We start from the raw sequence: 19,642 nt of genomic DNA, 5'->3' as shown, positions 1-19,642 counted from the left end.
TGTTAAAGAAAAGTTAACATCAAATTTAGTGCCGAGAATGTGCGTGAAACAATTGCTTCCAGTGTGCTAAACTGTAATTCTCACAAAATAAATGAACTCAAAAATGGAGAAGCACTACATATGGCCATGAAGAAAAGTGTAAATGTCACAATTATATTCAAAAAAGGAATATCTAATTAAATTCATTTAAATTCTTATATTTAAACCGTTAAGAGAAATTCCCTCAATTCTCAAAAAATCACATACCTCAGAATCAATTCAGAAGGTATTGACGAATAATTATAGAAATCAAACGAGGTAAACCTCAAACTATTTAGATCTCGATGATCGAGTAAAACTGTATACATACCAACCAACACCAAGAATGAAAAACTCTTTAAAAGAAAAGTTCTACTATCGTTTAGAACGCTTCATGAGCAAAGGCGGATCGTCTATTTTTTTAAGTCTATTAATCCTATTTATTTTCTCGTTTTTAGTATTAATGGGATTACGATTATTACTCATTACACTTTTTCCAGCACTCGATTACAACGGAAATCCATTTCGTGATATTTGGATTACGTTTCTCGAAATGACCGCAACTGGAAATATGAATCAAGATAATTTGGCGCCAGCATGGTTAAAAATCATGACGGTAATTTCAGGATTAACAGGTGTAATTCTCTTATCGATGCTCATTGGTTTCATCACCACATCACTCAACAAAATGTTATACGAATTCAGAAAGGGAAGAGGAAAAATTATAGAATCTGATCATACACTTATTTTAGGTTGGAATGAACGCGTAGTCGATATCATCAGAGAACTTATTCTTGCCAACGAAAGCGAACGCAAAGCATGTGTCGTTATTCTTGCAGAAGCAGACAAAGAATATATGGACGATTTGATCTCGAAACGTTTGCCTGATACCATGACCACGGAAATAATTACCACGCAAGGTGATTATGCTAACATCAACGAACTAGAACGTGTAAATGTAAAAGAAGCAAAATCGATTATCATTTTGGCAAACTGTACCGAAAGTGCTTCTAAAGACAAAAAAGTGGCTTCCGATGTACAATCGATCAAATCTATTTTAGCAATTACTTCCTGTCAAGGTGGAACAAACGAATTGCCAATTGTTGCTGAAGTTTTTACAGAAGAAAAACGCGAAATAATTAGTTTCTTTGAAGACGAAAACATCATAGCCATAGACAGTTGGACTATTATGGGTAAACTATTAGTTCAAACTTCACTAACCAGTGGTTTGGAAATGGTATACAACGAAATTTTATCATTTGACGGTTGCGAAGTATACTTTCATGAAGACCAATGGAACAATGTAAATTTTTACGATTTGGCATACTATTTAGAAGACGGAATTCCATTAGGAACGTATTCTGAAGAAGACGGATTGATATTGCGTCCAGATCGTGATACTGTATTGAAAAACGGCGATCAAGTCGTGATTTTGGCAGAAGATGATTCTACGATCAAGTTAGGAACTCAGAAAAAATTTAGTCCAAAATCTATTCCGTTAAAAGACGAAAAACTAGCACAAGTTCAAAAGAAAATCTTAATCTTAGGTTGGCATAAAGTAGCCGAAATTTTCATTGAAGAAGCGACAGATTATCTTATTGAAAACTCTGAATTCGATATTCTATTCCACCAACCAACGGAAGAATTAAAGGAAATGATCACAGATTTGAAAGCAGCATATCCTGAATTTAAAATTAATCTGATCGATTCCAATCCATTAGCTATCGAATGTTTAGAAGAAATAAATCCTTCAAATTATGACAATGTCATTGTATTGTCGCAAAGTATGAAGGAGGAAAGTGCAGACAAAATTGATTCTGACACACTCATCATTCTATTAATGTTACGCAAAATCATTACCGATTTTGAAAATACGCACTTATTGACTCAAGTATTAAACTCTGAAAATCAAGAAATTATAAATCAAACTGATGTAGATGACTTTATCATTAGTAACAAATTGATTACGATGATTTTAGCACAATTAAGTGAAGAACCATTGATCAAAACCTTCTATGACGATATCTTTTCAGAAGATGGAAGTGAAATTTATGTAAAACCAACAACGTTATACTTTGAAGAATTTCCACAAAAAATAACTTTTGCCGAAGCTATGGAAATCGCTAACAAGCGTGATGAAATCTGTTTAGGTATCCGAAAAGGCAATCTAAGTAAAGATGTAAGTTCTAATTTTGGTGTAACGCTCAACTTAGAAAAAGATCAAGAAATAGAACTCAATGCAAATGATTTCTTAGTGGTTTTATCAGAAGATGAGCTATAAAACCCCATAATTTATAAATGACGACAATAAAGCGGTCTTTTAAATAGTAGATTAATTTTTTATAGAAATACTTCAGAGTACATTTATTCCATATTAATCTCAAAAATTTAAAAAATGAAAAGTAAAAATTTAAAAAAGATCAAATTAAACAAAAAAGTAATTTCTGCATTGGCACAAGAAAAAATAAACGGTGGACACACTACCATCATTAAATTCCCGCCACACACAACACTATGTACAACTTGGTGTGCAGATACGATTGACGATAATACATGTGGCTATTGTACAATTGCCTAACAAGCTTCAAACACAAAAGCTAAGCGAACTTCGGTTCGCTTTTTTTAGATCGCAAAACGAACACCTTTGATTCATAAATTGTAGGTATTGGTAATTATCTACTTGTAAGTTGCTATTCGATATAATTTCATTAAAAATTGAACTTTTATGTTCGCTTTTTAAGCAATCATTTCAAAGCCTTCCATTCATAAACCACAGGGTACAACAGTTGTTTTCGAGATGTAGACCGCTTAATTTCATCTCATTATTAATGTATTAAAACAATGTATTATGAAAAGAAGAAAGTCAAAATTAGACCTCTCAAAAAAGATGATTTCAGTATTACAAGGAACTGAAGTTAAAGGTGGAAAAAAGCCAAAATCGCAACATGTATCATGCGACAGCTTGCTAGAACAAACATTTACAAATTGCTAATTAATAGTAATTAAAGTGAATTTTGAAGTCATGGGAGGAAGAAATTCTATCCATGACTTTTTTAGTTATAAAAGTGTGCTAAAAAACTGTGAAATAGAAGATAAGCCATCAGAAATTCCAGTTACAATGCTCAAATTACTATCCATTCCTTTCAAAATAATATAAATCACAAACAAAATATACAAGCCAATAAGTAAGTATCCGTGTGATTTTTTAATGGTTTTAGGAACTAAGTAGATAAAAAATGCAATGATGGTTATAATTAAAAGTAAAACGCGTAACTGTCCAACATTTTCAAGTGTTTCAGGACTCATTGTAATTGGTCCATAAAGAAGTGTAAACAAAAACAACGGGAAACCCAAAGCGAAACAAATATCAAAAATATTACTTCCGAGAGCATTCGCAACCGCGTCATCATAATTGCCTTTCATGGCATCTTTCCAAGAAATAATGGTATCGGGAACGCTCGTCGCTGCTGAAGCTAACACTACTGAAACAAAATAAATTGGCATTCCAATGGCTTCTCCAAACTGTTCGCAAGCTTCCACCAACCAATAACAAGCAATTCCTATAAAAAATACGGAAACGAGCAATAACAACCATGCTTTTCCTGTGGTAATTGTACTATTGCCTAAAACTGCAGTTGCAAAATCGCCTTTGCAAAAAGCAACCATTCTGTTGCCGCCATCAGCTTCGGCTTCATATTCATTGTCAACCGTTCCAGAACCTTGACTCGTAAGCATATATGTAATGTACACAACGTATAACAGCATCAATACCAAACCGTGATACCAATGCAGTTCGGTTCCTGTAATCAATAAAATCAGTACCAATTCACAAATAATCAATGAAATTCCATCGCGTTTTATGACTTTCTTAGACACATCAATTCGATCTACAATTCCTTTTCCTATCACAGCCATAATCACAACTGCGGGAATAATCATTGCATTAAAAACGGCACTTCCTGCAGTGGTTCCAATGCCACCAGAAAATCCATCTTTATCTTTCAAAACAAACAAGAAGAAAAGTGTAGTAAACAATTCGGGTAAGCTACTTCCAATAGCGTTAATAGTAGCGCCTTTAATACCTTCTTTTAGGTTTCTACCCAAATAATCGGAAGCCATTTCAAAGCCATCACAAGCTCTCCAAATAACAATACATGTAATAAAAATTAAGCCTAATGAGGAAACTACTGCCATGAACATTTTGTTTACGCGGTAAAATTAAAGATTTAAAAACACTTTAAATAATTTCGGAGAAGGAAAGTGATTTTTATATCACTTCGATATACAATTCTTATCAATACACGGTTTTAGATGACTAATGCGGCAACTTCCACTGAAAACGGTTTGCAATTGTATGCCAATCGGTTGGAAAAGGACACGTAATTACAATTTCAGTATCTAAAAAAGGATGTTGAAACGATAGCGTAGTAGCGTGTAAAAATAACGTATGCATGTCAAACTCAGTTTGAAACATTCGGTTATGAAAACGATCGCCGTATTTTGGATCGCCAATGAGTGGATGACTTATTTTGTTTAAGTGTACACGTAACTGATGCATTCTTCCTGTTTTAGGAAGCAACTTTACCAAGCTATAGCGCGATTCTGAAAATGGTCGCACAGGAATTGGCAATGTTATGCTTTCTAAGGTTTCAAAATGTGTTTCGGCTTCTTTATGCACATTTGCGTCTCTGCCTTTTACGGGCGAATCAATCATGCCACTTTTGGGAGAAAACCCACGAACAATTCCATAATAAACTTTTTGAATTTGATTCGTAATAAACAAAGCTTGAAATCTTGATACCAAAGCTTTTTCCTTTGCACACAATACAATTCCTGAAGTTTTACGATCTAAACGATGAATAGGAAAAAATGATTTCCCAAACGTTTCTTCTAGCAAACCTACCAATGTTTGTTCCTCAGATTGATTTCGTGCCATAAACGAATGATGTACCAACATATTGTTGGGTTTCGCGACGGCAATTACAAAATCATCTTCGTATAAAATCATTTGCAATGATAAAGAATAATTTAAAAATGCTGTTGTGATTGTTATCGCTAATAATAATTTAAAGCTTCTTGAAAATATATACTACCTTCAAAAACAATTCGTCATAAAACAAACTCCGATGGGCATTTTATGATTTCTAATAGAAAAATTAAAATCATGACATGTAAATTTCTTGTCCCAACTTCATAGAACATTTCCTTTGATTGTCGAATATTTTTCTCGATTTTTGTAATCTTTTATTTTATGTATTGCTAATTCTTTTAAAAAAAATCTATGAAAAAACAACTACTCTTATTATGTACATTATTTTGTGCTTTATTTTCGTATGCCCAATGTGATTGTGACATACTTGATGATAATTTCTTTACGGGTGACTATGAAATAACTCAAGCTGCTCCAGGCGTTCAAGATTTTTATGCGTTTAGTACAGATGGTAGCGCCACAACGGTAACATTAACAGCCACAAGTAGCAATACGCGTACATTTTCAGCTATTTACTCACCATTTTTTTCATCAAACTCAGATGATTTTACCATAACATTTAATAATTGCGAGGCTACTTTTATAAATCAAGTAACTAGTTTAGCCTGTGTTCCGGGAACTCCATTAACTTTTGGACCAGAAACTGGAGGATCATATATAATACAAAATGACACGAGTTTTACGGTCGTTTTTCAAGAAGATTCGCTAGGATCATGTGAAACTCCTGGTGAAACTGTTGTTACTCTTGTGTTTACAAAAGTAAGCGGCGTTCCAAGTACATTAGATATTCCTGATGCAAATTTTGAACAAGGACTTGTAAATGCAGGTTTGGATCTTCCGATTGATGGTGTTTTTAATCCTGTAAATGCATTATTTGCAACAAGTTTAAGTGTAGATGGACTAAACATTAGCGATTTAACAGGTATTGAAGCATTTACAAACTTGGAGACATTAAATGCTCAAAACAACCTATTAACAGCTGTTGACCTATCAAGTAATTGTGAACTATTGATATTACGATTAGACGGGAATCAACTTACCAACACAGATGGATTAAGTTCGTTGACAAATCTAAACTCATTAAACATAAGCAACAACAACCTAAACTTTTTAGGCATAGAAACTAATTTTGCACAACTGCAAACAATTGCTTCATTCACATATGCGCCTCAAAATGCATTTGGAACTTCACTAACAATCTCAGCTTCTGGAGGAGATCAAGTATACTTACCTTCGCCATTTGAAACAACAGCAAGTGCCAATAATAGTTACCAATGGTATAAAGATGGAAATCCTGTAGCAAATGCAAATGCTCCTGCACTTACGCTAACTGCAAATTTAGACGGAAGCGACAGTGGAGTATATGTATTAAAAGTAACAAATTCGGTAGTGACAAATTTAGAATTAGAAACGAATCCTATTACTCTAAATGTTACTGCTGTAGCGCCAAACTATATTTTACAAACAGATACAACCTTATTAAAAACAGTTCCTGGAAATGTAGATTTTCAGTTGGTAAGTTCAGAAGACCTTAGAGGATTTCAATTTGATATTACATTGCCAACCGGATTTGTTTTTGATACAAATGATCTAATCACGACAAGTAGATTGGACAACTTTCAAGTTTCTGCAACAAGTTTAGGAAACAATACGTACCGATTTTTAGGAATCTCTTTCAGTAATGACGTTATTCCTGCTGGAAACGGCGCTATATTATCATTGCCAATAGTAGTAGATGCGAGTGTAATTGATGGCGATTACGTAATAAACATTACCAATACAATCCTTTCAAATGTAACAAACATGGATGTAACATCGCCTGCGGGTGCTGTTGGAGTTGTTACGGTAATTCAACTTGCAGGAGACAGTAATAATGATGCTACTGTAAATATATTAGACTTGTTACAAGTAATAGATTTCATCTTAGGAAACAACCCAAGTCCTTTTGTTTTTGAAGCAGCAGACGTTAACAACGATATGGTTGTTAATATTTTAGATGCAGTTGGTATTCAAGATATCATCCTAAATCCTCCTACGATACTAAACGGAAATGATGCCAATACGAATGATCTTCCTGAAATGAACAATAATTTCTTATTAGTAGACGATCAAACGATCTTACAAGGAGAAACAGAAAACATATTGTTAGAACTTGTCAATGACGACGTTATCAGAGCTTTACAATTTGACATTGAACTACCAACGGGTTTTACCTTGGATAACAACAATATTGCAGCCGTAAATCGTTTAAGTGGTTTCAATGTTTCGAGTTCTGATTTAGGAAACAATACATTTAGAGTACTTGCTTTTTCGTTTACTGGAGCTACGATTCCTGTTGGAAATGGAGCAGTACTATCATTGCCAGTTACGATAGATGCAATGACTACTGTAGGCGATTATACCTTGCCAATAACAAACATTGTATTATCAGATACGAGTAATATGGATATCGCATCACCAGCAACTCAAACAGGAACCATTACAATAACAGATACCTTAGGAGTTGACGATGTAGAAGGATTAAATACAAAAATCACAATCTATCCAAATCCTGCAACTGACATCATTACCATTGCTGGAGCAGAACAAATAGTAGAGAAAATAGAAATCTACGATATAAACGGAAAATTGGTATTTTCAAAAAACAATGCACTTACATCCATAAACGTTGACAATTTGCAAAGTGGTATGTATTTCGTAAAACTATACGCTGATACAGTGCAAAAAACCATAAAACTCATCAAGAAGTAACAGCTTAAAACTCAACAACTGTTTGAGTCAATAGACAAGAAGAAATATCGTAACTAATTAAATATTAGTTACGATATTTTTTTTGCGTAATACTATACAATGAACTTGTGTAAACCTTTTTAATTTGCTGAAAAATTGCTCTTTTCAGGCCTATTTTTACCTTTTTTTGTTCCGTAGCGCTGCTACAAAACTCAAAAAAACTGTTAACAGAACTTAAAACTGCTAATTTTCGACTAAATCTGGAAATTTTAAACGAGTTCAATAGAAAATCATCTAAATTTTCATCACTTTACTCGATAAATTTTAGGCATAATGTGTAAAAATTAGAAATAATAGTATATTTAAATCCTATTAACAGTACACCATGCAAAGTTTATACACTAAAGGACCAGCAAATGTTCCAAAAGGATTTACCAATCCCACAAAATCATTTACAAAACACGTCTGGTTTGCCATTATCGGACTCATCTTATTTATCGGATTATACATTATACTAACCGTTTGGTTTGGAAGATTAGCGTATAATTTATTTACAGCTCCCGAAAGTTCATTTTGGGATTTTATACTAGGAATCGGATTTGCATTTCTCTCAATTTTCATGCTGAAATCATTATTCTTTCTCAACAAACGCGAGGAAAATCCATTACACAAATATCTTACACAAAAAGACGAACCTGTACTTTTTGATTACCTATACAAACTAGCTGATGAAGCTGGCGCGCCACGTCCGCACAAAATTTTCCTAACAGACAGAGTAAACGCGAGTGTTTCGTACGACATATCGTTAATCAACTTACTATTTCCATCGAAGAAAAACCTTGAAATAGGTTTGGGCGCCGTCAATGTGTTGAGTTTAGGAGAATTAAAAGCAGTACTTGCACACGAGTTCGGACACTTTGCACAACGTTCCATGTTGTTAGGTCGTTATGTATATGTAGCACAACAAATTGCGGCACGAATCGTTGGAAAACGCGATGCTTTTGACAGTTTATTGGCAGGAATTTCGAGTTTTGACATCAGAATCGCATGGATTGGCTGGATACTTTCCATCTTAGTGTGGGCAATTCGTTCGTTGGTAGAAAGCTGTTTCAGCGTGGTCATGATTGCCGAACGCGCGTTATCACGAGAAATGGAATTTCAAGCAGATTTAGTAGCGGTGTCCCTTACGGGAAGTGACGCGTTGATTCACGCACTCTACAAACTTCAAATAGCAGATGAGGCGTATGCCAATGCAATTAGCGTGACAAATTCGCAATTGGGAGCACAAAAAGCTGTCAAGGATTTATACGTATTACAATCGAACTACATTGAAAAAATGCGCCAAATACTCGATGATCCAACGTATGGAATATCGCCAGAAGTACCTTCGTTTAATGCGGCTTCGCACAGAATTTTCACAAAAAGAAAATACAATCCGCCACAAATGTGGGCAACGCATCCAGCCGACAACGATCGTGAAAACAATGCCAAAAAAACATACATTCATGCAGAAATAGACAACAGATCTTCATGGGATTTATTTTCAAATCCAACACAATTGCGTGAAGACATGACAGCAAGTCTAATTCAAACAGCAAAAGTTAAAATTGAAGCCACAAATACTGATGAAGAAAGTATTGCAGCGCAGAACAAAGCTAACTTTGATTGGTCATTCCTTGCGCCAAAATACCATTCTGCATTTTACGGACGATATTCGTATACAAATTTCAAAAAAGTCGAAGATCTGTATATAGACTTGAATCCATTGTCTATTGAGCAGACATTTAGTGAGCTATATCCAAAAGAGTTGGCAGCTCAAATCAATCAATTAAAAGAAATTGAAGAAGAAAAAGAAGCCTTAGTAGTCTCGCAAAATGAAGTCGTGACGGCTGAAAAACGATTGTTATATCACAGAGGAGAACAAATAAAACGCAGTGACATTCCTGACATTTTAGACGATCTTAAGCAACAAGAAACGAAAGTTCGAAAAGATGTAATGCTTCACGATCAAAAATGTAGAACGGCACATTACAAAGCCGCTAAAAGTTTGGGTATCAATTGGGAGTTTCAATTAGACAATTTGAACAAAATTCTGCATTACACCGAACATACAATTTCGAATATAGAAGATTGTGGAGGAAAATTTCATAACATTTTAGTCATGGCATTGGCAGATGGAAGAATCACTTCAAGTGAACTTTCTGATATCATTGCAGTTGCTACGGAATACTATCATATCATTAGACGAGCGTACAATCAGGCAGAAACGATACGTTTAGATAGTAATTTATTGACGAAATTAAATGTACTCACGTTTTTTGAACTCTTTGAAAAGTTTGATTTTCCACCACCAATGGAAGACAATATCAACGAATGGGTAAATCATGTAGACAGTTGGGCAAATCTTGCGCGAGGAGCGCTCATACAACTGCGAAACATTGCATTAGAAGAATTATTGCATACGGAAGAAAAGATAAAAGACGCGTATCTAAACAACAAAACCTTGGCATCGCCTTCAGATTACAAAGTAACCTTAGTAGATGATTATCCAGTTTTAACGCCAGGAATGGAACGTCCAAGAAAACGAAAACTCGATTTTTGGTCACGTTTTTTCATTGGCGACGGATTATTTCATTCCATTTCAAAATTTACAGTTTCTGGAGCCATTCTCTTTGGCGCATTATACTTTGGGACACCATCGTACGAAACAAGTATGTACGTTTACAATGGATTAAGTATACCAATAAACGTTGCATATGAAGACGGAAGTGTGAGCATTTCTCCAAATGATTATGAAGAAATTGATGTTAATTATGGAAAAGACTATTGGTTTAAAGCTACAACTAGAGATAACAAAGTAATTGACAGTGTACAAAGTGACTTTTCCGAACGCTCATTGCATTATGTATACAATGTTGCCAATGCTGGATTGTTAGTGCAAATGCCCGTATACTATGGAAACAATGTTCCTGTTGCTGAGCGTGACTATGCTAAAACGGATAAATGGGTTGGGACAAATGCTGATTATATAATGAGAGATGCACCAAGCACCATTTCAACGACATCGTCATTAAATGTCATTACCAAGCATGCTTTCAAAGCGTTTAGCAATATCAATCCTATGGGAATCATCTCAACAATTGATGACGAAGAACAATATGAAGACATCATCAACGCACATATATTATGGGATGATACAGACGGATTGCATACGATGTCATGGTTGAGTTTGGCAAATATGACACCAAATGCTACAGAAATTTTAAACAAACGGATCGAAAATCATCCTGACGATGTAATGTCGTTACGCGCTTTATATGAAGCATCAGATTCTATCCAAAAAATAGCTTTCGCGGAAAGATTTGCAAAAATTTCTAGCGACATACCAAACGATCCTGATTATTACTATCTAGCTACGCGAAGTATGGAAGATGAAGTGCAAAAAAATATTGCGTTTATCAAAGGTCATGAACGTTGGAAATCGCATCCTTGGTTAGCATTTGCAAGTGCGTATTCATATGCAGAAAAAGAAGAATGGGAAAAATCGTATGCAGCATTTAAAACAGTTGCTGAAACCAATAAAACTTTGGCAGAAACCATTTCCTTAGATGCAGAACGTGTACGAAGATATATGGTACACTTACCGAATTCAAAAGTAGGCAATGCACCAATAATTCCATCTGAAACGGTTGCATATTACACCGACTTGGAAAATGGAACGCTTGAAAATGTAATGACAGATTCGTACTATGCGTATGCATTGTTAGCAAGAGGAGAAACCTTAAAAGCGTATAATACGAGTAAAAATTATGAACAACAACATCCGTATGTATTACGTCACATAGCGGTTTCTAAGCACGCAACCAATCAAATGATTGCGGAAGCGTTGGCACTTTCAACAGATGAAGGAATCAATGAAATCACAGTTTGGTCTGCTGTCGGATTGGCAATTCGAAAAGGAAAACCTTATGATGTATATTTAGACAAAATGAAAAATTTTGTAGCTACTACGACTGTACAAGATTTTATTACATATACGAAAGCTAGAAACTTTAAAAATGCTGAAAAAGTGATTGAAAATCTTGATTTTAGAACAAAGGCGAGTTTCTACACCTTAGGAAATATCATACTAAAAGATCAAGCACCTAAAGCATGGAAGCAAAAAATGGTTCGTTTACTTTATGCTGATGAACGTCCGTATTTATATAAAAAACTATAACATTCAAATTTCAGAATCAGTACGAACAACTGTAGAAGTAATCATTCTATATATTGTATTTTATTCAACTTGAATTCAACATAAACAATGGTTTCTATCTAATTAGAAGTTAGTAAAATTAACTATGTGTCAGTTCGAGCGCAGTCGAGAACAATACAAAACAGTAAGTTTTAATCAAATCTTACAGCTTCGCTAGGTATTTTCAATTCTAAAATATTTTGAATTACATTACTGCTTGAGTTGCTAATTTTTCTATAACTATGAAAATTCAGTAGAACTTCCGCTGCTTCGTTTTCTTTTGTTAACTTAGTTCCTGCCAATGCAACCGACTAATTTTCAACCAATACTAACGAACCTTACATGTATAACATATTAAAACGGAATACTACACTTTTACAACTTGTATCAATCTTCATCTTTGTTTTTTCTTGTACGACTAAAAATGATGCGTATGTGGTAACTGTATATCAAACCTCACAAACAGGCGATAATTTAAAATTAGTTACCGAAACAGCACTAAAACCCGCAACGACAAAGAGTAAAAAAGTAAGTATCCAAATAAATCCGAATCAAAAATTGCAAGAATATGTTGGTTTTGGAGCTTCTTTTACGGAATCTTCTGCATGGAATTTGGCAACGATTCCAGCAACACTTCGTAAGGAAGTATTAACACGTCTTTTCAGTCCCACAGAAGGCGCAGGATTTTCCTTGATGCGTACACACATCAACAGCAGTGATTACTCAAACGGTCATTATACATATACGGAAGCAAATGACAAAAGTCTGTCTACTTTTAGCATACATGAAGACATGAAAGGCTTCACGGGGAATGAAAATGATCAAGTTCGTGGTATTGAATTGGTAACTCCTAAGTATGACATTATTCCTATGATTTTGGAAGCGACAAACATTCAAGGAGCAGATTTTAATATTATTGCTTCACCTTGGAGTCCACCTTCGTGGATGAAAACTGGCGAAACTTCAGAAATGACCAATGGAACACTGAAACCTGAATATTATGACGTTTGGGCAGCATATCTTTCCAAATATGTAAGTGCGTATGCTGAACAGGGTATCAATCTTTGGGGAATTACGCCACAAAACGAACCACTTCATGCACATGATGCACGTTGGGACAGCAATGGATTTACGCCTGAACAAGGTCGTGATTTCTTACGAGATTACTTAGGACCGCAATTGGTCAAAGATGGACATTTGAACCTTAACGATTTGTCGGACGGATTACGTGTATTAATCTACGATCATAACAAATCTGCCATGAATGCGTATGTTTCGGCTACTTACAGCGATCCTGAAGCGGCTAAATATGCATGGGGAACTGCTTTTCATTGGTATGCTAGTTCGGAACTTGAACAACATAATTGGTTTAAAAACGAGCTTGATACCTTACGAACTACGTGGCCAAACAAAGGAATGATTCATACTGAATCGAGTATAGATATCGATGCCAACGATCCCATAGGACAATATTGGAGAGAAAGTACTGATTATGCAGGAACTTTTGTACCGTTTGATACGTACGCGTATGATATCATTACAGATATGAATCATGGCGTTCAAGGATACATTGAATGGTGTATGATTTTGAGTCACAAAGGACAGCCCAATCCTTATGACAACTTTAACAGTGCGCCAATACTGATAAATCCTGTAACGGATGAAGTCATATACACACCGCTTTATTACTTATTAAGTCACTTTAGCAAATTTATACGCCCAAATGCACGAAGAATTGAATTGGTAGGCGAGGAGCTTCAAGGTTTGGCATACACGGCGGCAATAAACTTGGACGGATCAATTGCTTTAGTTGTTTTCAACAGAACTTCAGCATCCATTGAATTGGCACTTTCTTTAGACTCGGAAATGCATACGGTAACAATTCCACCAAGAGCGATGCAAACGATTACTTTTAAGCTAAATTAATTTGATGAGAAACCTATCAATACAAACAATTCGCTGTAATATTTAAGTTAATTACTGAGTCATGTTTTATCGCATTAAAACTTAACAAGGAAGCTTCTAATTTAAATTTGATTCGTGACTACATTTCCCTACAATAAACAGCAATTTTAGTAGTATCTTTACTGTTCGAAAAAGATTGCTACATGAAACTCAATATACAAGATACGTTCAACAAAGAATTACCTGCCGATCCTAACAAAAACAATATACGACGCAAAGTATTTGAAGCGTGTTATTCCTATGTAACTCCCAGAATTCCATCAAATCCAAAACTCATTCATGTAGCGGACGAAGTTGCCGAACTCTTAGAGTTGGAACGAGAAACAAATACGGATGAATTTCTACACATGTTTACGGGAAAATCGGTCTATCCAAAAACGTCACCGTACGCTATGTGTTATGGCGGACATCAATTTGGACATTGGGCAGGACAACTTGGCGATGGAAGAGCGATTAACTTAGCAGAAATAAAAGCCAATGGACAACGTTGGGCATTGCAACTCAAAGGAGCAGGAGCAACGCCATATTCACGAACAGCAGACGGTTTGGCGGTATTGCGTTCGTCTATTCGTGAGCATTTATGTAGTGAAGCCATGCATTATTTGGGCGTTCCAACCACACGTTCGCTATCATTAGCACTTACAGGCGATGAAGTCCTGCGCGATATGTTATACGATGGCAATCAAGCATACGAAAAAGGAGCTGTTGTGTGTAGAGTTGCCCCAAGTTTTGTGCGTTTTGGAAACTTTCAAATCTTTGCTGCACGAAAAGATCACAAAAATCTTAAAAACCTTGCAGATTATACCATTCGAAACTATCATAAAGACATCAACGCACTAGATGGAAAAGAAAAATATATTGCATTCTTTCAAAAAGTAGTTGACGCTTCTTTAGACATGGTCATTCATTGGCAACGTGTTGGTTTTGTGCATGGTGTGATGAATACAGATAATATGTCGATTCTTGGGTTAACCATTGATTACGGACCGTATGGTTGGTTAGAAGGTTACGATCCAAATTGGACTCCAAATACAACCGATCGTGAACATCATCGCTATGCGTTTGGAAATCAACCAGGTATTGTACTTTGGAATTTGGTGCAATTGGCAAATGCGTTATATCCACTAATTGAAGAAGCAAAACCTTTGGAAGCTATTTTGGATGGTTATCAAACAAATTTTGATCAGAAATATGTGGAAATGATGGCGCAAAAACTCGGTCTAGCCGAAATAAACAAAGACGTAGAACAACTGATTGAAGACGTAGAACAAAATCTGCAATTGACCGAAACCGACATGACAATTTTTTATCGCGAATTGCCACGTGTTCAAAAGAAAAATACACCACAAGAAGCATTTCAAAAAATACACAAAGCCTTTTACAAACCGTTGGAACTCGCAGGATCCGTTACAGATGCTTGGACAACTTGGCTTACAAAATATTTAAAATTACTACAAACAGAAACCGATAGAGACGAAACGAGAAAATTCAAAATGTATGAAGTCAATCCAAAATTTGTCTTGCGAAACTATATGGCGCAACTTGCCATAGATGCCGCAAACAAAGGAAACTACGAAATCATCAATGAATTGTATGAAGTCTTAAAACGTCCGTACAACGAACAACCAGAATATGAAAAATGGTACGCCAAACGTCCCGAATGGGCACGACACAAAGTTGGCTGTTCCATGTTATCTTGTAGTTCGTAAGGTGTAAACGTCTTTCTTTCAAAATTCAAGGGAAACTACGTGATGTTAGTTCTTTAAAATTTTATATCTTAAAATGCTAAAAAACGAACCATCATGCAACTAAAAAACACCCATCAACGCACTTACTTTCAATTATGTATAATTCTTGTATTTTCACTCGTACTCTGTACAAGTTGTAGAACAAAAGCGACTGTTTTAGCGTGGAGTTCAGCCGAAACACCACAAGAATTTCCTGAAGCCAAACTAAACTTACCCAAAACTGGCGTATGTTTTTCTGGCGGAGGAACACGTGCCATGAATTGTGCCATTGGACAAATGAAAGGCTTGGAAGAAATTGGACTTTGGGATGATGTAGGATATATCTCAGCGGTTTCAGGCGGTTCGTGGGCTTCAACGATATTTACGTACTATCAAGATGGTGCTGCAAATGACAAGGAACTTTTAGGAACCATCATGCCACCGAATGAAATTACGCTAAAAAATCTACAACAAATGCCAAAAGGATTTATGGGCGAAGTCATTACGAAAAACCTCATGGATGATCTTTTTGAACGCTTGGGAGCAGATTTGATTACGCATGAAATTCTTCAAAAAATGGACTTCATCTGGATTGACGGTATTGGACATACGTACCTAAAACCATTTGGATTGTACGATCCTGAAAATCCAAAATACTTTACCCTAAATACTACAACTAGAGACGATATTTTAGCTCGAAACAATAAACTAAATGCTTCTGATTTTATCATGGTGCATAGTCAAGAAGGCGATATAAAAAGACCTTTTTTAGTGGTAAATTCAAGTGTGGTTGGTCCAAATAAAGACTTGCCAATTCGTAATCCAGAAAATCTATCCGTTTTTAATTACACACCATTATATGTAGGATCAAATCATCCGCTTACGGTTTCAGACAAAGAATTAATTTTCGGCAGAAACATCCAGTTTACTACAGGTGGCGGATTTGTAGAGCCTTTTGGTTTTGGAAGCGACTTGCTATCTTCTCAAAGCAGACAATTGGTAAAAAATGAAGCAACGCCATTACGTGTAAAACTTGCTGAAAGACGTTTTGAAGCTGTAGATGCTACTGGAACAAGTAGTGCCGCTTATGGAGCGATTGTAAGTTCAAATATTTTTTTACAATTATCTTCTGATATCTTATTAGGCTATTCTTTAGATCATTTACTTCCTGAAGAAGAATATTGGCCAATTTCAAAAAGTGGTGTCGTAGAAAATGCTGAAAAATACCGCTTTTCAGATGGTGGAAATCTAGAAAATTACGGATTGATCACATTATTACAACGTGGCGTCGAAAAAGTAGTCGTGTTTATAAATACAGATACGCCAATCACAATCAATTTAGATCCAAGTGAAAACTGTCCGCCTTTGGCAAGTCAGATAGATAGTGACTTATTTCCACTTTTTGGATATAAAATGGGAGATCAAATTCACAATCAAGTATTTACAAAAAATGATTTTAAAACAGTATATGATGGTTTGAGTGCTGCCAAAAAAGAAGGAAGATCAGTCATGACAAAAACGACTTTAACTACGGTAAAAAACGAATGGTGGGGAATTCCTGCTGGGCACACAGTTGAAATTCTTTGGGTATACAATGAAACCGTTCCTGAATGGCAAAATAAATTGCAAGCTCCCGTTTTGAATGAAATTTGCTTAGGTCCAAAAGGCGAATTTCCAGATTTTCCATTGTACAAACTCATCTTCGAAAATGGATTCACGAAAGGAATCTCACTTACAACTGCACAAGTAAATTTACTATATCAATTAAGCGCTTGGAATGTGTATAGCAATAAAGACGCTTTTGATTTTATGAAGAAAAAGTAGTATAAGCTCACAATTTGGTTGTTTTTTTCTATTCGTAAAGTTTCTTACTTTTAGGAGACCAAGCCTGTATTGAATTCACATACAGTTGAAAACCATTCGTTATGAAAAACACCAAACTCCAAATTGAAAATGCAAACGGTCATAAACTCAACGCATACTTAGAATTACCCGCAAATCAGAAACCAAATTACTATGTTATTTTTGCACATTGTTTTACGTGTAGTAGCACATTGAGTGCCGTTAGAAATATCAGTAATGCGTTGACAACTCATGGTTTTGGTGTCGTTCGTTTTGATTTTACAGGTTTGGGTAGGAGTGAAGGCGAATTTGCGGAAAGTCACTTCTCTGGAAATGTATCCGATTTAATAGCCGTTCATAAGTATATGAAACAAGAGTATGAAGCTCCGTGTTTATTGGTTGGACATTCGCTTGGTGGCGCTGCGGTATTGGTGGCGGCTTCTCAATTAGACGATATCAAAGCTGTGGCTACAATTGGTGCGCCAGCTACGGTGAGTCATGTAAAGCATTTATTTTCGCATCATGCAGATGAAATTCCTAAAAATGCTGATGTTCAGGTACATATTGGTGGAAGACCATTTAAAATAAATCAAGAATTTGTATCAGATTTTGATAAAACCGATTTACCTGCTATTGTAACAAGTTTGCGTAAACCTTTACTAATTCTACATTCGCCGATTGATACGATTGTCGGAATTGAAAATGCAAAACAATTGTACGTACAAGCGCATCATCCAAAAAGCTTTATTTCACTGGATAGTGCCGATCATTTATTAACAAATGCGAGCGACAGTCGCTACGCAGGAAATATGATTGGAACTTGGGTAGAACGTTATTTTCCGAAGCAAGAAAACAAAATGTTGCAAACCGAAGGCGAACAATTGGTTGGTCATTTGAATTTAGTGGAAGACAACTTTGCAACTAAAATTCAAACAAAAAACCATGATATGATTGCTGATGAACCGCTTTCCATTGGCGGAAACGATTACGGTCCATCTCCATATGAATATCTTTATGCAGGTTTGGCCGCTTGTACAACCATGACCTTAAAAATGTACGCCGATCGTAAACAATGGGATTTGCAAGAAGTATTTGTGTACATTTCGCATAGTAAAAAGAAAAATACCGAATTGGGTATAGAATTGGAAAAGCCTGCACGAATTGATTTCATTACAAAGAAACTTAAATTCGTAGGAAACCTTTCGGAAGAACAAAAACAACGTTTAAAAGAAATTGCAGGAAGATGTCCTGTACACCGAACTTTAGAAAGTACTGTAGTTTTTGAAAGTGAAGTTGTTAGTTAATTATAATTTAAACGGATATTACTTTAGAATACTCCATAAAGTAAGATTCAAAACGTTGCAATATCGGATGCATTTTCTCCGCATAGACTACATACTGACATTTTTCAATACTGTTTGTAATGGAAAGCAATGCCGTATATGCTGATTTTTGAATTAGAAACTCACTATCATCAATACTGAATATTTTTAATTGAGAAACGTGTAATCCGTTTAATAACAGTAGTTTATTCATTGCTATTGGTGTGGAAATCAGAATATCAATACCTTCAAATATTTCAGATTTTTGTATGTCTACGTGAAGTTGTTCGTAGCCAACATACACACGTAAGGAAGTATGTTTTGTATACTTTAAAAACTCATCATACAATGCCAAAGCTTTTTCTTTATTTTCTACAATAACAACAGCTCTTGGCGAATCGCCGACGGCTTCACATTTTAATTTTTGTAAGGTTGTAAGTATCAATGTCGTTGTTTTTCCACTTCCTTCTGAAGCTGTGCAATACACATTAGCGCCACTTTTTATCACAGGAATACTTTCACTTTGAAAAAGCGTAGGCGTTGTCATTTCAAAAGCTGTTAACTTCTCTTGTAGATCAATGTGTAATTTTTTAAAAGGCTTGGGAAGTGAAGACATAACAATTTGGTGTCATAGTTAGTATAATAACGGCAAATATACTACCTGAAAATGAAATAACTAGAAGAAGTGTCTTTTCTATTTTAACGTCAGTTCGATATAAGTGATTCAATTCATATTTGTGATTGAGCTTAGAAACTCCTTACTAAATACCAAATTTTCAATATTTTATTTTCATTTTCTTTGCTTTCCCAA

13 protein-coding genes are annotated in these 19,642 nt (G+C 35.3%); 9 read left to right on the top strand and 4 right to left on the bottom strand.

What is annotated here, in order from left to right; translation table 11 throughout:
• The first annotated feature begins 364 nt into the window (after positions 1 to 364).
• The 3 genes from AA089_RS20555 to AA089_RS25020 all read left to right on the top strand — a co-directional run bounded on the left by AA089_RS20555 (position 365) and on the right by AA089_RS25020 (position 3,010).
• Positions 365 to 2,299, top strand: a complete 1,935-nt coding sequence (locus tag AA089_RS20555; protein ID WP_046758892.1) for a CASTOR/POLLUX-related putative ion channel — start codon at positions 365 to 367, stop codon at positions 2,297 to 2,299.
• Positions 2,300 to 2,413: 114 nt separating this feature from the next.
• Complete coding sequence (locus AA089_RS20550) at positions 2,414 to 2,596, top strand: hypothetical protein (protein ID WP_046758891.1); 183 nt, start codon at positions 2,414 to 2,416, stop codon at positions 2,594 to 2,596.
• 270 nt (positions 2,597 to 2,866) lie between these two features.
• Positions 2,867 to 3,010 (top strand): hypothetical protein, encoded by a 144-nt coding sequence (locus AA089_RS25020; RefSeq protein ID WP_156169172.1) that lies wholly within the window; start codon positions 2,867 to 2,869, stop codon positions 3,008 to 3,010.
• A 65-nt stretch (positions 3,011 to 3,075) separates the two neighbouring features.
• On the opposite strand, the gene AA089_RS20545 is transcribed toward AA089_RS25020, so the two are convergent.
• Positions 3,076 to 4,212: a sodium:calcium antiporter gene (locus AA089_RS20545; protein WP_046758890.1), complete on the bottom strand. Its 1,137-nt coding sequence runs from the start codon at positions 4,210 to 4,212 to the stop codon at positions 3,076 to 3,078.
• Positions 4,213 to 4,333: 121 nt separating this feature from the next.
• Positions 4,334 to 5,026, bottom strand: coding sequence for a pseudouridine synthase (locus tag AA089_RS20540; RefSeq protein ID WP_046758889.1), 693 nt, complete (start codon positions 5,024 to 5,026; stop codon positions 4,334 to 4,336).
• A 273-nt stretch (positions 5,027 to 5,299) separates the two neighbouring features.
• Here AA089_RS20540 and AA089_RS20535 point away from each other — a divergent pair, with 273 nt between their 5' ends.
• Together AA089_RS20535 and AA089_RS23920 are read left to right on the top strand one after the other, a co-directional pair.
• Positions 5,300 to 7,759 carry a T9SS type A sorting domain-containing protein gene (locus AA089_RS20535; protein ID WP_046758888.1) on the top strand — a complete coding sequence of 820 codons (2,460 nt, stop codon included), beginning with the start codon at positions 5,300 to 5,302 and terminating at the stop codon, positions 7,757 to 7,759.
• Between the two features lie 364 nt (positions 7,760 to 8,123).
• Entirely contained in the window at positions 8,124 to 11,957 is a 3,834-nt protein-coding gene (locus tag AA089_RS23920) for a M48 family metallopeptidase (protein WP_053002611.1), read from the top strand.
• 170 nt (positions 11,958 to 12,127) lie between these two features.
• On the opposite strand, the gene AA089_RS25230 is transcribed toward AA089_RS23920, so the two are convergent.
• Positions 12,128 to 12,277, bottom strand: coding sequence for a hypothetical protein (locus AA089_RS25230; RefSeq protein ID WP_162200466.1), 150 nt, complete (start codon positions 12,275 to 12,277; stop codon positions 12,128 to 12,130).
• A gap of 40 nt (positions 12,278 to 12,317) precedes the next feature.
• Between AA089_RS25230 and AA089_RS20525 the strand changes: the two genes are divergently transcribed.
• The 4 genes from AA089_RS20525 to AA089_RS20510 all read left to right on the top strand — a co-directional run bounded on the left by AA089_RS20525 (position 12,318) and on the right by AA089_RS20510 (position 18,813).
• Positions 12,318 to 13,901 carry a glycoside hydrolase family 30 protein gene (locus AA089_RS20525; RefSeq protein ID WP_046758887.1) on the top strand — a complete coding sequence of 528 codons (1,584 nt, stop codon included), beginning with the start codon at positions 12,318 to 12,320 and terminating at the stop codon, positions 13,899 to 13,901.
• 182 nt (positions 13,902 to 14,083) lie between these two features.
• A complete protein-coding gene (locus AA089_RS20520; RefSeq protein WP_046758886.1) occupies positions 14,084 to 15,649 on the top strand; it encodes a protein adenylyltransferase SelO in 1,566 nt (521 codons plus the stop codon).
• A 93-nt stretch (positions 15,650 to 15,742) separates the two neighbouring features.
• Complete coding sequence (locus AA089_RS20515; protein ID WP_046758885.1) at positions 15,743 to 17,491, top strand: patatin-like phospholipase family protein; 1,749 nt, start codon at positions 15,743 to 15,745, stop codon at positions 17,489 to 17,491.
• A gap of 101 nt (positions 17,492 to 17,592) precedes the next feature.
• The gene (locus tag AA089_RS20510; protein ID WP_046758884.1) at positions 17,593 to 18,813 is read left to right on the top strand and encodes a bifunctional alpha/beta hydrolase/OsmC family protein; all 1,221 of its coding nucleotides are present in this window, start codon (positions 17,593 to 17,595) and stop codon (positions 18,811 to 18,813) included.
• Between the two features lie 7 nt (positions 18,814 to 18,820).
• On the opposite strand, the gene AA089_RS20505 is transcribed toward AA089_RS20510, so the two are convergent.
• On the bottom strand, positions 18,821 to 19,447 hold the full coding sequence (locus tag AA089_RS20505) for a DEAD/DEAH box helicase (protein WP_046758883.1): 627 nt from the start codon (positions 19,445 to 19,447) through the stop codon (positions 18,821 to 18,823).
• Positions 19,448 to 19,642: the final 195 nt, after the last annotated feature.

It is taken from the genome of Kordia jejudonensis, from assembly GCF_001005315.1.
GTDB classification, from domain to species: domain Bacteria; phylum Bacteroidota; class Bacteroidia; order Flavobacteriales; family Flavobacteriaceae; genus Kordia; species Kordia jejudonensis.
The sequence above is the reverse complement of the archived record's forward strand: the minus strand, read 5'-3'. Positions and strand labels throughout refer to the sequence as shown.

What these genes read in the sequence shown, in the direction of transcription:
- AA089_RS20555 (WP_046758892.1), top strand. Translation starts at nt 365, where the DNA reads ATGAAAAACTCTTTAAAAGAAAAGTTCTACTATCGTTTAGAACGCTTC.
- AA089_RS20505 (WP_046758883.1), bottom strand. Translation starts at nt 19,447, where the DNA reads ATGTCTTCACTTCCCAAGCCTTTTAAAAAATTACACATTGATCTACAA.
- AA089_RS25020 (WP_156169172.1), top strand. Translation starts at nt 2,867, where the DNA reads ATGAAAAGAAGAAAGTCAAAATTAGACCTCTCAAAAAAGATGATTTCA.
- AA089_RS20510 (WP_046758884.1), top strand. Translation starts at nt 17,593, where the DNA reads ATGAAAAACACCAAACTCCAAATTGAAAATGCAAACGGTCATAAACTC.
- AA089_RS20550 (WP_046758891.1), top strand. Translation starts at nt 2,414, where the DNA reads ATGAAAAGTAAAAATTTAAAAAAGATCAAATTAAACAAAAAAGTAATT.
- AA089_RS20525 (WP_046758887.1), top strand. Translation starts at nt 12,318, where the DNA reads ATGTATAACATATTAAAACGGAATACTACACTTTTACAACTTGTATCA.
- AA089_RS20545 (WP_046758890.1), bottom strand. Translation starts at nt 4,212, where the DNA reads ATGGCAGTAGTTTCCTCATTAGGCTTAATTTTTATTACATGTATTGTT.
- AA089_RS23920 (WP_053002611.1), top strand. Translation starts at nt 8,124, where the DNA reads ATGCAAAGTTTATACACTAAAGGACCAGCAAATGTTCCAAAAGGATTT.
- AA089_RS20540 (WP_046758889.1), bottom strand. Translation starts at nt 5,026, where the DNA reads ATGATTTTATACGAAGATGATTTTGTAATTGCCGTCGCGAAACCCAAC.
- AA089_RS20515 (WP_046758885.1), top strand. Translation starts at nt 15,743, where the DNA reads ATGCAACTAAAAAACACCCATCAACGCACTTACTTTCAATTATGTATA.
- AA089_RS20520 (WP_046758886.1), top strand. Translation starts at nt 14,084, where the DNA reads ATGAAACTCAATATACAAGATACGTTCAACAAAGAATTACCTGCCGAT.
- AA089_RS20535 (WP_046758888.1), top strand. Translation starts at nt 5,300, where the DNA reads ATGAAAAAACAACTACTCTTATTATGTACATTATTTTGTGCTTTATTT.